The sequence below is a fragment of the Ruegeria sp. G10 genome (assembly GCF_056533645.1).
This window is the reverse complement of sequence record NZ_JBQFOQ010000002.1, coordinates 278758-292830: the sequence shown is the minus strand read 5'-3', so window position 1 is coordinate 292830 and position 14073 is coordinate 278758. Positions and strand designations below refer to the sequence as shown.

16 protein-coding genes are annotated in these 14073 nt (G+C 59.3%); 14 read left to right on the top strand and 2 right to left on the bottom strand.

Going from position 1 to position 14073, the window contains the following annotated elements:
* Nucleotides 1–5 precede the first annotated feature (5 nt).
* From ACR0KM_RS05140 to ACR0KM_RS05110, 7 genes are all read left to right on the top strand, one after another.
* Nucleotides 6–1082: an ABC transporter substrate-binding protein gene (locus ACR0KM_RS05140; protein WP_480858028.1), complete on the top strand. Its 1077-nt coding sequence runs from the start codon at nt 6–8 to the stop codon at nt 1080–1082.
* A gap of 72 nt (nt 1083–1154) precedes the next feature.
* The gene (locus tag ACR0KM_RS05135; RefSeq protein WP_480858026.1) at nt 1155–2213 is read left to right on the top strand and encodes an ABC transporter ATP-binding protein; all 1059 of its coding nucleotides are present in this window, start codon (nt 1155–1157) and stop codon (nt 2211–2213) included.
* Nucleotides 2214–2223: 10 nt separating this feature from the next.
* Nucleotides 2224–3063 carry an ABC transporter permease gene (locus ACR0KM_RS05130; protein ID WP_480858025.1) on the top strand — a complete coding sequence of 280 codons (840 nt, stop codon included), beginning with the start codon at nt 2224–2226 and terminating at the stop codon, nt 3061–3063.
* On the top strand, nt 3060–3845 hold the full coding sequence (locus ACR0KM_RS05125; protein ID WP_480858023.1) for an ABC transporter permease: 786 nt from the start codon (nt 3060–3062) through the stop codon (nt 3843–3845). Before ACR0KM_RS05130 ends, ACR0KM_RS05125 begins: the two co-directional genes overlap by 4 nt.
* Before the next feature lie 8 nt (nt 3846–3853).
* A complete protein-coding gene (gene nthA / locus ACR0KM_RS05120) occupies nt 3854–4441 on the top strand; it encodes a nitrile hydratase subunit alpha (RefSeq protein WP_480858021.1) in 588 nt (195 codons plus the stop codon).
* Nucleotides 4442–4450: 9 nt separating this feature from the next.
* On the top strand, nt 4451–5113 hold the full coding sequence (nthB, locus tag ACR0KM_RS05115; protein WP_480858019.1) for a nitrile hydratase subunit beta: 663 nt from the start codon (nt 4451–4453) through the stop codon (nt 5111–5113).
* On the top strand, nt 5100–5501 hold the full coding sequence (locus ACR0KM_RS05110; RefSeq protein WP_480858017.1) for a nitrile hydratase accessory protein: 402 nt from the start codon (nt 5100–5102) through the stop codon (nt 5499–5501). The genes nthB and ACR0KM_RS05110 overlap by 14 nt, the downstream gene beginning before the upstream one ends.
* Nucleotides 5502–5779: 278 nt before the next feature.
* Here ACR0KM_RS05110 and ACR0KM_RS05105 read toward each other — a convergent pair whose 3' ends face one another.
* Nucleotides 5780–6634: an amidohydrolase family protein gene (locus tag ACR0KM_RS05105; protein ID WP_480858015.1), complete on the bottom strand. Its 855-nt coding sequence runs from the start codon at nt 6632–6634 to the stop codon at nt 5780–5782.
* Between the two features lie 40 nt (nt 6635–6674).
* Nucleotides 6675–7457, bottom strand: coding sequence for an IclR family transcriptional regulator (locus ACR0KM_RS05100; RefSeq protein ID WP_480858014.1), 783 nt, complete (start codon nt 7455–7457; stop codon nt 6675–6677).
* Between the two features lie 158 nt (nt 7458–7615).
* Between ACR0KM_RS05100 and ACR0KM_RS05095 the strand changes: the two genes are divergently transcribed.
* From ACR0KM_RS05095 to ACR0KM_RS05065, 7 genes are all read left to right on the top strand, one after another.
* The gene (locus ACR0KM_RS05095; RefSeq protein ID WP_480534369.1) at nt 7616–8938 is read left to right on the top strand and encodes an extracellular solute-binding protein; all 1323 of its coding nucleotides are present in this window, start codon (nt 7616–7618) and stop codon (nt 8936–8938) included.
* A gap of 69 nt (nt 8939–9007) precedes the next feature.
* Nucleotides 9008–9901 carry a carbohydrate ABC transporter permease gene (locus tag ACR0KM_RS05090; RefSeq protein ID WP_480820486.1) on the top strand — a complete coding sequence of 298 codons (894 nt, stop codon included), beginning with the start codon at nt 9008–9010 and terminating at the stop codon, nt 9899–9901.
* A 4-nt stretch (nt 9902–9905) separates the two neighbouring features.
* Nucleotides 9906–10769: a carbohydrate ABC transporter permease gene (locus ACR0KM_RS05085; protein WP_480858012.1), complete on the top strand. Its 864-nt coding sequence runs from the start codon at nt 9906–9908 to the stop codon at nt 10767–10769.
* Nucleotides 10770–10773: 4 nt separating this feature from the next.
* Complete coding sequence (locus ACR0KM_RS05080) at nt 10774–11868, top strand: ABC transporter ATP-binding protein (protein ID WP_480858011.1); 1095 nt, start codon at nt 10774–10776, stop codon at nt 11866–11868.
* A gap of 6 nt (nt 11869–11874) precedes the next feature.
* Nucleotides 11875–12984 carry a mandelate racemase/muconate lactonizing enzyme family protein gene (locus tag ACR0KM_RS05075; protein ID WP_480858009.1) on the top strand — a complete coding sequence of 370 codons (1110 nt, stop codon included), beginning with the start codon at nt 11875–11877 and terminating at the stop codon, nt 12982–12984.
* On the top strand, nt 12984–13313 hold the full coding sequence (locus ACR0KM_RS05070) for an L-rhamnose mutarotase (RefSeq protein WP_480534359.1): 330 nt from the start codon (nt 12984–12986) through the stop codon (nt 13311–13313). Before ACR0KM_RS05075 ends, ACR0KM_RS05070 begins: the two co-directional genes overlap by 1 nt.
* A gap of 7 nt (nt 13314–13320) precedes the next feature.
* Nucleotides 13321–14070, top strand: a complete 750-nt coding sequence (locus ACR0KM_RS05065) for an SDR family oxidoreductase (protein ID WP_480858006.1) — start codon at nt 13321–13323, stop codon at nt 14068–14070.
* Nucleotides 14071–14073 lie beyond the last annotated feature (3 nt).

Below are 14073 nucleotides of genomic sequence, written 5' to 3'. Positions count from 1 at the left end.
TCACAATGCCAACAAATTTTTCACGTCGCCGGTTCTTAGGCACCGCTGCAGCAACCGGGGCCGCCGCACTCGCCGCACCCGCCATCGTGCAAGCCGCCCAATCGCTGAAGGTCGGGACCTATGGCGGGTTCTTTGAAGACAGCTTCAAAGAGTTCATCTTTCCCGAGTTCACCAAAGCTACAGGGATCGAGGTGAACTCGGTCGCCGTGCCCACCGGCGAAACATGGTTGGTGCAGATCAAGAACGCCGCCCGCGCCAAAACCGCCCTGGCGGATGTGTCGCTGATGGCAGGCATCCCGCGCAGCCACGGGGCGGATCAGAAAGTGTTCAAAACGCTGGACGATTCCAAAATCCCGAACCTGTCGAACATGCCGGACCGGTTCAAGGATCGCTATGACGACGGTACCCTGTACGGCGTCGGCGCGGTATCGTGGTACATCACGCTGTGCACCAATTCGGACGAAATTCCCGACGCGCCGGACAGCTGGGCCGCGCTGTGGGATGAGACCTACAAGGACCAGATCGGTCTGCTGGGTCTGGCGTCGAACTCGCACATGCTCGAGGTGACGGCGGCCACATTCTTTGGTGGCACGGATATTTTGGACACCAAGGAAGGTATCCAACAGGTATTCGACAAGCTGTCCGAACTCGTCCCTAATGTACGGCTTTGGTACAAGGACGAAGGCGCGTTCCAGCAGGCGCTGCAGGATGGCGAGATTCCGATGGGGCAATACTACCACGACGTGGCCGGTCTGGCTGCAGCCGAGGGGTTCCCGGTTGTCTCCACTTTCCCGAAAGAAGGTGCGATCGTCGACTCGGGCTATTGGATCGTGCCCGAACACGCCAAACCGGTGGACGAGATTCATGAGTTCATCAACTTTATCTCGGCGGCTGAAACGCAGGCCCTTTTGTCGCGCAATGTGGGCACCGCGCCCGTGATTGATCCCGCGCTGACAGACCTGACGGCCGAAGAACTGGCCGCAGTAAGCAGTCCCAAGGCCCCGATCGTGCCGCGTTATGACATTTACAAGGATCACGCGGACTGGATTTCCGACACCTGGAACCAGATGATCGCGGGTTAACACCACTCACGACACAGGCCCGTCCCGCGCAGGTGGGGCGGGCCGTTTCCCTTGTTGAAAGAAAAGACCCACATGCCCGGTTTGAGCATCGAAAACGTCACCAAAAAGTTTGGCACCGTGACGGCCGTCAAAGATGTGAACCTTCAGTTTAATGCCGGCGAGATGATCTGTTTTTTGGGCCCGTCTGGCTGTGGTAAGACCACTCTGCTGCGGATGATCGCCGGGCTGGACGAACCCACACAGGGCACGATCCGTTTCGAGGATCAGGACTTGACCGGCGTGCCTGTCCATCAGCGCAACATCGGCATGGTGTTTCAGTCCTTTGCGCTGTTTCCGCATCTGAATGTGGGTGAAAACATCAGTTATGCCATGCGCATTCGGGGCCATTCCCGGTCCGAGTGCGAAGACCGCGCGCGTCAGTTGTTGGATATGGTCCACCTGCCGGGGGTTGAGGACCGCAAGATCTCGCAATTGTCGGGCGGTCAACGTCAGCGCGTGGCCATCGCGCGGGCCTTGGCACTGAACCCGCAGGTGTTCCTTTTGGATGAGCCGATGTCGGCGCTGGATGCCAATCTGCGCGAGGTTATGCAGATCGAGCTGCGCAAGTTGCAGCAAGAGCTTGGGATCACCACCGTCGTCGTCACCCATGATCAGACCGAAGCGATGACGATGGCTGATCAGATCGTGGTCATGGGCAAGGCGCAGGTGCTGCAGACAGGCACCCCGATGGAGATCTACAAGACCCCGGTCGACAAATTCGTGGCCGGGTTCATCGGCACCAGCAACCTGCTGCCCGCCAAAATGTCGGGGCCTGACAGCGTGCATGTGAACGGGGCCGATCTGATGGTGGGCGGCTACACAGGCCACTTTGCCCAAGGTGATGACGTTCTGCTGATGACCCGACCCGAAGAGGTGTTCGTGCATCACCCATCAGACGTGGATGTGGCCAATTCGGTCACCGGCACAGTGACATTTGTGCGCGATATCGGGGCCACGATCGAGATTTTGGTGGATTGTGCCGGGCATGAGGTGATCTCGGTCCTGACGCCAAAGGACTGGCCCAATGTGAAAGTTGGCGATCAGGTCCATGTTGAAATGCCCGCTGCGGCCTGCAGCGTGCTGGCGGTGTAGGGAGGAAGGGATGCAGACAAGCGCGCTTTCCCGCTATATCGGGCTGATCCCGTCCTCGGTGATGATTGGGGCGTTTTTTGTGATCCCCTTTGTCCTGATCCTGTTGACCAGCGTGTCCACGCCAACCGATGACGGAAGCTATGCCACCAGCTTTGACCTGCAGCATTTCGAACGGTTCCTGACGTGGTTCTACATCGAGCGGGCGCTGTTTTCGGCGGGTCTGTGCGCGCTGATCGCGGTGCTGAGCCTGCTGATCGCGTATCCCTTCACCTATTTCCTGACCACGTTCCCGCCCCGCTCGCAAACCTTTTGGCTGATCTACATTCTGGCGCAGCTGTCATTGTCCGAGGTGCTGATCGCGTTTAGCTGGCAAATCCTGCTATCCCGCACCGCTGGCGTGGCCAATATCCTTGTCTGGATCGGCGTGATCGAGAAAAGCTTTGCCATGACGCCCTCTGCAGGCGCAGTAGTCGCCGCGCTGGTCTATCTAACCGTACCGTTTTCGGTTCTGCTGCTGTTTCCGGCCCTCAGCCGATTGGACAAAAGCCTGATCGAGGCTTCGCGCACGCTGGGGGCCTCGCCCTTGCGGACGTTTTTTACGGTGATCATTCCGGTTACGCGGCCCGCGATCATCTCGGGCGGGGTGACGGTTTTCGTGCTGACGCTGGGGGCCATCATTGTGCCGCAGGTTCTGGGTAAACCCGAACATTGGACGCTGTCAGTGCTGATCACGGATCAGGCGATTTTCAACTTCAACATGCCGTTTGCTTCGGCATTGGCTGTGGTGTTGTTGGTCCTCAGCGCGACTGTGATCTGGCTGGTCACAAAATTCTCGGGGAAAAAGGCATGAGGGCACTGCGCAGTATCTATCTGGCGCTGTTTGCGCTGTATCTGATCGGACCGATCCTTGTGATCGCGGCCGTGTCGTTCAATGCCAAAAAGTTCCTGGCCTTCCCGCCACGCGGCTTTTCCTTCCGTTGGTATGCCGAGGTTTTTGTTGCAAATGATTGGTTCACGGCGCTGAAAAATTCGCTGTTCATCGCCTTTGCCTCGGCCAGCCTGTCGGTGCTGATCGCGATGCCGGTGGCCTATTTCGCGTGGCGCTACGGGCTGCGCTATGCCAAGGCGCTGCTGGCGCTTGGGGTCGCCCCGTTTATCCTGCCGCCGGTGATCATGGCGCTGGCCTTCCTGTTGTTCTTCACCGGGATCGGCCTGAACGGGTTGATGATCAATGTCATCATTGCCCACGCGGTGTTCCTGCTGGCGCTGCCGCTTGTGACGATCTCGCTGGGGCTGGAAAGCGTCGATCATGCACTGATCGAGGCTAGCCAGACCATGGGCGCCTCGAACACCGTAGTCTTCCGCACGGTGATCCTGCCGATTGCCGCCCCCTTTGCCTTTGCGGGGTTTGCGTTCTGCTTTGTCCTCAGCCTGAATGAATACATCATCGCTTTGATGACTGTGGGCTTCTCGGTCGAGACCTTGCCGATCAAGATCTTTAACGCGCTGCGCTACGGCTACACGCCGGTCATTGCGTCGATTGCGGTGATCTTCATGGTGATCAATATTGTAATTTTCGCCCTGATCGCACGGTTTTCGAACCTGGCACGTATTCTAGGCGCGATGGAGTAACCCGACACATGCCCCATGATCACGACCCCCTGGAAGAAGGCCCTGCGTTGCGCGTGCGCGCGCTCGAAGAGCTTATGGTGGCCAAAGGTCTGGTCAAACCCGAAACGCTGGACAGTATCGTCGAATACTACGAGCGCGAAACCGGCCCCCGCAATGGCGCGGCAGTGGTGGCGCGTGCGTGGACGGACCGAGAGTACAAAGACTGGCTGCTGCGCGACGGGTCTGCGGCGATCAACGCAATGGGGTTCAGCGGGTTTCAGGGCGAACATATCCGCGTGGTCGAGAACACAGAAGCGGTGCATAACGTTATCGTTTGCACCTTGTGTTCCTGCTATCCGTGGCCGGTGCTGGGCCTGCCGCCCACATGGTACAAAAGTCCGGCATACCGGTCCCGCGTGGTGCGTGAACCTCGCGCGGTTCTGGCCGAATTTGGTGTCAGCCTGCCCGATGAGGTGCAGATCAAGGTTTGGGACAGCACGGCCGAGATCCGCTATCTGGTTCTGCCACGCCGCCCCGACGGGACCGAGGGGCTGTCCACTGCAGAACTGGCTGATCTTGTCACCCGCAACGGCATGATCGGCACGGCTTTGATCTAGGGGAAGGGGATGGATGGCATTCATGATATGGGCGGGATGCACGGGTTTGGCCCGGTTCCCTGCGATCAGGACCGCGCCTTTGATCACGACTGGCAAAAGCGCGCCTTCGCCCTGACCGAGGCGCTGGCTTGGTCGGTGCCCTTCTGTGCTGATGAACATCGCGCCGCGATCGAACGTATCGCGCCAGAGGATTACCTGCGACTGGATTACTTTGAAAAATGGACCGTGGCCGCCACCGCGCTCGCGCAGGCAGCGGGGTTGGTTGAACCGCAGGAAGTGGCCTCGGGTCGCAAAAGTTTCGATATCTCGCAGGCCAATCACCCGGCCGTTGGTCCGGCTGACATATTGGCCGCCACCAAAGCAGGGGCCGAGATGACTTTCCCCCCAAACACCGCCGTGCCGCGCTTTGCCGTTGGTCGGTCGGTGCGCGTTCTGACCAACAGTCCAGCCGGTCACACGCGGGTGCCGCGCTATGTGCGCAACCACGTGGGGCAGGTCGTCGCTGATACCGGGGTATTCCAGTTCGCCGATGCTATGGCCACGGGGCAGGGGCCTAGTCCGCAGCACTGCTATACGGTCGAGTTCAAGGCCTCGGACCTGTGGGGAGACGCCGCCGACCCAAATGGCCGCGTCTGTCTGGACCTGTGGGAGGACTATCTTGAACCCGCCTGACCATCAGCGTGCCGCGATTGCGTGGGTTTCGGCCTCGATCCCGGCGATGCAAGGCGACGGGCCGCTGTTTCAAGCCCCGTGGCAGACCCGGATTTTCGGCCTGATCGTTGCCATGGTGCAGAACGGGACGTTCCCTTGGATCGCTTTTCAGTCGCGGTTGGCAGAGTTGATCAGGGCGATGGAGCAGAGAGAATTCGCCCAGAGTGCCCATAATGTGGAAAGCCGTTACTTCGACTGTTGGCTAAAAGCCGCAGAAGATACGCTGATCGATGCAGGCTTGCTGACGCCGCGGGACGTTGATGACAAGATCGAGGCTCTGGGTCGATTGATAGTGCAAACACGTCAGGAACAGACCGCGGGGCACGGAAGCCCTTCCACCGACGAGTGAACCTGTCGGCGTCTTCGGTCGGCCCCCAGTGCCCGTCCTGCGACCTTCCGTTCGATCACAACAGGGATTTGCAGCCCGATGCCGGATGCTGTCTTGGCTGGTCGCAGGCACCGTAGATGTGTTCGAAGATTGCCAGTTTCAATGCCCGCAATGATGACCGCGACCTGCGCCAGATCAGCTCTGTCTCAAGTGTCTGTAAAGACGCTGAGACGGCGGAGCGCTCAAGGCATTTCGCCTTGGGCGTAATCGTTCTGCACCGCCATGCCTGTCTGACGCTGTTACCGGTTTCGTAGTCTTGGGTAAGCGCGACAGGGGGTTTCGGACAACATCGTACCCCAGTCCAGCTCATCTGAGGCATCCGCGTACTGGCGCATCATCGCGATCCAGCGATCGTAGTCTGAAACCAGATTGAGAACCGGCCAGTCGCTGCCAAACAACACGCGATCCGGCCCGAAAGCACCTAACACATGGTCGAGATAGGGTTTGATCTCCTCTAAGCCTGCGCCCTCAGGTGCTTCGGTCGAAAGGCCGGAGAGTTTGCAGAAGGTATTGGAGTGTGCAGCGATGGCTTTCATGTTCTGCGCCCAGTCTTCAAAACGGTCCTGAGCGAACTCAGGTTTCGCACAATGATCGACCACGACCCGAAGATCGGGATAGCGGCCCAGAAACGTGTCGAGCACGGGCAGGTGCTTTTGCAGAACCAGCGCATCAAAGGTCAGGTTGTTCTCAGCCACCGCGGCTAACCCGTCTTCGAGTTTTGGATCTAGCATCCAGTGATCGTCCGCAATGTCCTGAATCATCGGCCGAAGGCCCAGAAATTTCGGCGATGCGGCCAACCTCTGCACCACTTCAGCCGCGTCCGCAGCTTCGAGGTCCACCCACCCAACCACGCCGACAATCCAGGAATGGTTTTGCGCCAGATCCAGCAGAAACTCGGTCTCAGCGACATTGTCATCTGCCTGAACGACAATGGTGCCGGTGATCCCATTGTTTTGCAGAAGTGGCTGCAGATGCTCGGGCTCGTAGTCGCGATAGAGCACGGGCAGGTCTTCGGGCATCCAGGCATAGCCGCCGCGCGACAGGCGCCAGAAATGCTGATGGGTGTCAATCATCGGTTTTGCGTTCTGATTCATGATTTATCCCCTGTAGTCTATGCAGCTGCTCCGCGCGCCATCAGGCTTGCAACCTGCCCGTGTAGAAATCGGTCAATTCATCAGACAGTGATTTGTAGAGCAGATGCACTTCTTCCAATCCGGGAACGTCCAGTTGATCGATCCTTTCCAGGAAGGGACAGTTCACGACACTGACGGCTTGTCCCTCGTGGTCGAGCACTGGATAGGCAAGGTTTGTTACCCCAACCGCGGTGGCCGATGGCATCCGTTCATAACCCCACTCGCGGATGCGGGCGACGTGCTCTTTGAATTCGACCGGGTCCAGTTCTGGCTCGCCCTGTGCGAGCCGGTGCTTGTCCAGCAGCTCGTCAAGTGCTGCGTCGCTACGGAACGCCGCCAGTACGCGCCCGGTGCCGGTATTTCCAAGGCCAATCACGGTCCCGACGCGCAATGCCAGACCCCAGTTCCCGGGCGAGGCGATTGAGGCGACCACAACAATGTCTCCGTTGCTTTCCATGCCCATATGGCAGGACTGCCAGGCTTTGCGCGTAACCGCCCGCATTTTGGGCGGCGCCATTTCAAGCAATCGTTCGACCGGCGGGTACCGTTGCGAGATCGCAAACATTTTCAGGCTGAGCGAATAAAGATCGTCATCGGACGACCGGATGACGTATCCGCGTCGCACCAATGTGGACAGCATCCGGTAAATCTCGCTTTGGGACCGATCGAGCGCGCGGGCAATGTCGCCCTGGGCCAGCCCGTCTGCGTGCTGAGAAAGCAGTTCGATAATGTCCAACCCCTTCTCCAGGGCAGGGGCGCGATATTTCTCAGAAGCTGCCGACACGTATTCCTCCCACGTCGCGTTTTAGGACGACTGCCTGCGAAAGTGACTTGAATATATGGTAAATGTCAATGTTGATTTATTTGTGAATAAATGTTTTAAATACGAATACAGGCGATGCAGGAGAGTCGCCAAAAGCTAAATCTAGGGAGAAGCACGTGATGAAATCGTCCAGAACAATCAGCGGGTTGCTTGCCAGCTGCGCCGTCATGGCCGCAGGCGCAGCATACGCCGAATCAGACTGGGGATCGTTCCCCGGTGCTGTTGTCGAAGCCAAGCTGATCGGTGGTCAGCAGTACGAGGGCCTGTATGGCCGCATCGCTGAGTGGGAAGAAGCCACAGGCGCCAAGGTCGATATCATCTCGAAGAAAAGCCACTTTGAGATCGACAAGGAAATCAAGTCGGACATGGCCGCTGGAACGACGTCCTGGTGTGTGGGATCGAACCACTCGTCCTTTGCGCCGCAATACGAAGGTCTCTATGTCGACCTGAACGGATTGGTCCCGGCAGAAACGGTTGCTGAATTCGTGCCGGGCAACATTGGCGCGTCGACCGTGAACGGCGAGCTTCTGATGCTGCCGCGCGCGCAGTTTGACGTCTCGGTTCTGTATTATCTCAAGTCGAACTATGAAGATGCCGAAAAGGCGGCAGCGTTTAAAGCGGAATACGGTTATGATCTGGCCGTTCCCGAAACATGGGAGCAGGTGAAGGATCAGGCGATCTTCTTCGCAGATCCGCCGAACTTCTATGGCACACAATATGCAGGCAAGGACGAGGCCATCGTTGGTCGGTTCTATGAAATGGTTGTGGCCGAAGGTGGCAACTATCTGGATGAAAACAAGAAACCCATCTTCAACTCGGACGCGGGCCAGCGCGCATTGCAGTGGTTCGTTGACCTCTACGAGGCGCAAGCGGTTCCTGCAGGAACCACGTCGTATGTATGGGATGATCTGGGTCAGGGCTTTGCCAGTGGTACGGTTGCTCTGAACCTGGATTGGCCGGGCTGGGCCGGGTTCTTCAACGATCCTGAATCCTCAAAGGCTGCGGGCAATGTTGGTGTTGCGATCCAGCCGATGGGGTCGGTCACACGCACCGGCTGGTCGGGCCATCACGGTTTCTCGGTCACAAATGACTGCGAAAACAAAGAGGCCGCCGTCTCGCTTGTAAAATTCCTGACCAGCGAAGACAGCCAGCTGGCTGAATCCGCCGGTGGTTCGCTGCCGACCCGCAGCGCCGTCTGGGAAGCCAACGTGGCCGCAGCGCAAGCCGGTGACGATCCGTTCCGCGCCGAAGCTCTGGCTGCCTTTGCCGCCGGTGCCGAGTACGCGTTCGCAGTTCCGCCGATCCCGGAATGGGGTGAGACCACCAATATCGTCTTCCCCGAACTGCAAGCCGCCATCGTCGGTGACAAATCCGTCGAGGACGCGCTGAACGATGCCGCTGAGGCGGTGGACGAGCTGATGCGCGAATCCGGTTACTACTAAGGGCTCCTCCTGCCCAAGCGGGGGTGGCTGACACCCCCGCACCCTTCACTCAATCCAAGGAAAGTCGTTATGCGCCGCCGCTTGCCGGAGTGGTTTGTCCTTCTGTTGCCTGCTTTCATCATAATGGCAGCCGTTGTTCTGATCCCGCTCCTCTTCTCGCTGTATTCCAGCTTTACCCCGTACAAGCTAACGCGCCCGTCGTCTCTGTGGCGCTGGATTGGCACGGCGAACTACGAGAAAATCCTTGGAGATTGGAAATTCTGGTCCGCGTTCGGCCGTACCGTTCTGTTCCTGACCATCGCGCTGAACGTGGAATTGCTGCTGGGGCTGGGCATCGCGTTGATGATGAACAAGGTCACATGGGGTCAGCGCACCCTGCGCACGATCCTGATGTTCCCGATGATGTTCTCGCCCATTCTGGTGGGCTTTCAGTTCAAGTTCATCTTCAACGACAACATTGGTCTGGTGAACAATGTTCTGCAATCGCTGGGCTTCACCGATGCCGCGCTGCCATGGCTGGTGGATGGCAAGCTGGCGATGTTCTCGATCATCTTCGCCGAGGTCTGGATGAGCACATCCGTCTTTGCGATCCTGATCCTTGCCGGTCTGTTCGCCATGCCGCGCGACCCGCTTGAGGCCGCCAAGGTCGATGGCTGCACCGCATGGCAAACCTTCCGCCACATCACGCTGCCTTTCCTGATGCCCTTCATTTACATCGCGATGACCATCCGCTCGCTGGATGTGGCACGGGCCTATGACATCGTGCAGATCATGACCGGTGGCGGCCCCGCCCGCCGGACCGAGCTGCTGTGGACGCTGATGAGCCGCACTGGCTATGTCGACGCCCGCATGGGGTTGGCCAATGCGATGGGTTATGTCTCGATCCTGCTGTCGATTGCCTTCACCATCTATTTCTTCCGCAAACTCAGCGCCGCACGCGCCGAGCTGGGCATGGGGGGCTAAGCGCATGGACCGCAATCAATCCTACCGCAACCAGCGCCGCCTGATGAAAGCACTGCATCTCACCGGCCTGTTTCTGGTGATGTCGGTGATCTGCATTCCCGGCCTGTGGATCGTGCTGAACTCGTTCCGCCCGACGGTCGAGATCATGGCCAAACCGCCGGTCTGGACGCCGACCTTCACGCTGGACCACTACCGCGCCATGTTCGGTGGCGCGGGCGAGGGTGGCGTGCCGGTGTTCCAATACTTCCGCAACTCGCTGATCGTGTCGGTCACCTCGACCGCGATTGCCATCCTGATCGGGATGGGCGGCGGTTATGCCTTTGCGCGCTATCGGTTCAAGTTCAAGAACGGCTATTTCGTTGGTCTGATGCTGTTCCGCGCCGTGCCCGGTGTTGCTCTGTCGTTGCCGCTGTTCATCGTGTTTGCGCGCGTCGGTCTGATCGACACCCATTTCGGTCTGATCCTAGTCTATGTCGCGATGAACGTGCCCTTCACCATCTGGCTGACCGATGGCTTCTTCCGCCAGATCCCCAAGGAACTGCACGAAGCCGCCGAGATTGACGGTTGCACCCGCTGGCAAGCCTTCTGGCGAGTCGAGTTTCCGGTGGCCCGCTCGGGCGTGGCCTCGGCGGCAATCTTCGCCTTCCTGACTTCGTGGAACGAATTCGCGCTGGCCTCGCAGCTGACCCGCTCGGTGGGGTCCAAGACGATGCCGGTGGGCCTGCTGGATTTCACCGCTGAATTCACCATCAACTGGGGCGGTATGTGCGCATTGGCCGTGCTGATGATCCTACCCGCCCTGATCCTGACCTTTATCGTGCAGAAGCACCTGATCGCCGGCCTGACCTTTGGCGGCGTGAAAGGATAATGAAATGACCGAAGTGACACTCAACAACGTCGTCAAACGCTATGGCAAGCAACAAGCTGTGCATGGCATCAATCTAGACATCCATGACGGAGAATTCCTGGTGCTGGTCGGCCCTTCGGGTTGCGGCAAATCCACCACGCTGCGCATGATCGCGGGGCTTGAGGACATTTCCGACGGAGAGATTTCTATCGGCAACCGGGTGGTCAATGACCTACCCCCGCGCGAGCGCAACATCTCGATGGTGTTCCAGAACTACGCGCTGTATCCGCACATGACGGTGCGCGAAAATCTGGGCTTCACGCTGCAGATCGCCAAACGCCCCGAGGCCGAGATCACCAAAGCTGTGACCGAGGCTGCAGCAATCCTGGGGCTCGATGAGCTGATGGACCGCAAACCGGCGGAATTGTCCGGTGGTCAGCGCCAGCGCGTCGCCATGGGCCGCGCCATCGTGCGCCACCCGGATGTGTTCCTGTTTGACGAGCCGCTTTCGAACCTCGACGCCAAGCTGCGCACGCAGATGCGGGTCGAGATCAAGAAGCTGCACCAGCGCGTCGGCAATACCATCGTCTACGTGACCCACGATCAGGTCGAGGCGATGACGCTGGCGGACCGTATCGTGCTGATGCGCGATGGCCATATCGTTCAGGTCGGCACTCCGTTGGAGCTGTTCAACACGCCGGTCAATACCTTTGCCGCGACCTTTATCGGCTCGCCCCCGATGAACCTTGTCGATGGGGTTGTCACCGATGCAGGGACCATCGTTCTGAAGGATGCGGTCACGGTGCCCGTCCCGGCCTCGGCACGTGATCACGTTCGGGCCGGACAGGCGGTGCAGTTCGGTTTCCGCGCCGACAACCTTATGCCGGTCGGACATGCGGTTGAAGAAAAGGGTGATCTGGTCGATCTGGAACTGCCGGTTGCGCTGGAAGAACCTTTGGGCACCGAGACCCTTCTGTTTGCCGATCTGGCAGGGGTCGAGGTTCAGGCAAAAATGTTCAACCCGCGCCCCGTGCATCCGGGTGAAACACTGCCGTTCCACCTTGTGCTCGACAAGTGCCACGTCTTCGACGCGGACACTGGCGAGGCGCTGAGAGGGTAAGCAACCGTGGCAACCATCACCCATATCGAACTGCGCATGATCGACCTGATCCCCAAGGTCAAACGGGTCGATGCCATCCAGTCCTTTGTCAGTCAGGAAACGCCCATCGTGACCGTGACCGACAGCGACGGGGCGCAGGGTGTAGGCTATTGCTATACCATCGGCACGGGTGGGCCGTCGGTGATGGCGCTGCTTGAAAAGACGCTGGCACCCGCGCTGATCGGGCGCGATGCGGACCGGATTGAAGGCATCTGGCGCGATCTGCTGTTTCTGACCCATGCGACGGCGGTGGGGGCGATTACGTCGCTGGCGTTGGCTGCGATTGATACTGCGCTGTGGGATTTGCGGTGCCGCAAACAGGGGCTGCCACTGTGGAAAGCCGCGGGCGGCACGCGGGATCGCATCCCGCTTTATTCGACCGAGGGCGGCTGGCTGCATCTGGAAACACAGGCCCTGGTCGATGACGCGCTGGCCATGCAGGCGCAGGGGTTCCGGGGCTCGAAGATCAAGATCGGCCGCGACCATCTGAGCGAGGATGCCACCCGTTTGTCCGCTGTGCGTGAGGCGGTCGGGCCGGATTATGAAATCCTGACCGATGGCAATCAGGGCTTTACCCTGTCCGAAGCGATCCGCCGGGCGCAAGTCTTGGAAGACTATAATATCGGTTGGTTCGAGGAGCCCCTGCCCGCCGATGACGTCGCAGGTCATGCCGAGCTGTCGCGCCGGACCTCGGTGCCGATTGCCGTCGGCGAAAGCATGTATTCGCTGAGCCAGTTTAAGGACTATCTGCAAGCGGGCGCCGCCAGCATCGTACAGGTCGACGTCGCCCGCATCGGGGGGATTACCCCGTGGCTGAAGGTGGCGCATTTGGCCGAGGCGTATAACGTCATGGTCTGCCCGCATTTCCTGATGGAACTGCACCTGCCACTGGTCTGCGCCGTGCCAAATGCGAAATGGCTGGAATACATCCCGCAGCTTGACAGTGTGACCACGGACGCGATGCGCATCGAGGATGGGTTTGCCATTCCGTCAGATGTGCCCGGGCTGGGTATCGCGTGGGACTGGCAGGCTATTGCGGCCCAGTCCTCGCCCATTGAGATCAGGGAGGGCTCATAATGCAACGTATGGGCATGGTAATCGGGGTGAAACCCGAAAAGCTGGATGAATACAAGCGTCTGCACGCCGCCGTCTGGCCGGATGTGCTGGCTCAGATCGCCCAAAGCAATATCCGCAATTACACGATTTTCCTACGTGAGCCCGAGAACCTGCTGTTCGGCTACTGGGAATATCACGGCACCGATTTCGAAGGGGACATGGCCCGCATGGCGCAAGACCCCCGAACGCAGGAATGGTGGAGTTTCACCGACCCTTGCCAAAACCCGCTGCCCAGCCGCGCCGAAGGCGAAAAATGGGCGCCCATGATTGAAGTATTCCACACGGATTGAGGACGACATGACCAAAGCACAGGGCCGTCTGGCCGGAAAGAAAGCGCTGATTACCGCCGCAGGGCAGGGCATTGGCCGCGCCAGCGTCGAGAAATACGTGGCCGAAGGTGCGCAGGTGATTGCCTGCGATATTAATGATGCAACGCTTGCAGAACTGGCCTCAATCGATGGCGTGACAGCTCTGAAGTTGGACGTCACCGATGCAGATGCTGTGGCCGAGGTCGTCGCGACCGCCGGAGCGCTGGACGTGCTGTTCAACTGCGCCGGTTTCGTTGGGGCTGGCTCGATCCTCGAATGCGACGATGACCAGTGGGATTTCAGCTTTGATCTGAACGTCAAGGCGATGTACCGGCTGGCCAAGCTGGTGCTGCCGGGCATGTTGGAAAATGGCGGTGGTTCGATCATCAATATGTCCTCCGTCGCTTCGTCGATGAAAGGCGTGCCGAACCGCTTCTCGTATTGTGCATCTAAAGCGGCCGTGATCGGCCTGACCAAATCCATCGCTGCTGACTTCATCACGCAGGGCATCCGCTGCAACGCAATCTGCCCCGGCACCGTCGACAGCCCCAGCCTGCACGACCGCCTGCGCGCCACCGGCGACTATGAACAGGCGATGAAAGACTTCATCGCGCGCCAGCCCATGGGCCGCATCGGCCACGCGGACGAGATTGCCGCCCTGGCCGTCTATCTGGCCAGCGATGAAACCGCATTCACCACCGGACAGGCCTTCGCCATCGATGGCGGCTGGACCGTTTGATCA